This is a genomic window from Vibrio sp. YT-19(2023) (assembly GCF_033337395.1).
Genome location: NZ_JAWOQN010000337.1, coordinates 1 through 815, shown reverse-complemented (window position 1 = coordinate 815; position 815 = coordinate 1). Strand labels below are relative to the sequence as shown.

General features: G+C 50.6%; 1 pseudogene. It reads right to left on the bottom strand.

Annotation, left to right across the window (positions count from 1 at the left end):
- Positions 1 to 815 (bottom strand): annotated as a pseudogene (locus tag R7E78_RS25760) (2,4-dienoyl-CoA reductase FMN-binding domain-containing protein); the annotation flags it as partial.

Sequence of the window (815 nt, the reverse complement as noted above, 5' to 3'; positions counted from 1 at the left end):
AGAAACGTGCGGTTTCACCTTCTCGGTTACCCATGTAAATGCACCGCGAGGTACTTGCGTTGCAATGGTCGGAATACGTGCTTCATGCCAACCAATACCAGTGTTGATAATGGTGACGCCCGCGTCTTCCAATCCTTTGGCTAATTCAATCACATCTTCGAACGTGCTGCCCTGCTCGACGAGGTCCAGCATCGAAAGACGGAAAATGATGATGCACTTCTCACCCACCGCTTTACGTACAGCTTTCACTATCTCCAACGGGAAGCGCATGCGTTTTTTGTAACTGCCGCCCCAATCGTCATATCGCATATTGGTGCGCTTACAAAGGAATTGATTGATCAAATAACCTTCTGAGCCCATTAATTCCACGCCGTCATAACCGGCAAGTTGAGCGAGTTCAGCGCTGTTGGCAAATGCATCGATGGTCTTTTTGATCTGACGCTCGCTCATTTCACTCGGCGCAAACTTCGCGATCGGCGCTTTAATGCCAGAGGCGCTCTGCGCAAACGGGTGCATCGCGTAACGCCCAGCATGTAAAATCTGTAGTGCAATTTTGCCACCATGCTTGTGCACGGCATCGGTAACTACTCGGTGCGCCTTTGCGTGTTTTGGCTTACTAAACTCCGCACTTAAAGGGTGCAGACGACCGCGTAAATTCGGTGAAAAACCGCCGGTCACGATAAGCCCGACGCCACCTTTCGCGCGCTCTTCATAAAACGCGGCGAGCTTTTGCAATCCTTCCTTGTGCTCTTCTAGGCCTGTGTGCATTGATCCCATCAGGACTCGGTTTCGTAATTGTGTAAAACCTAAGTCCA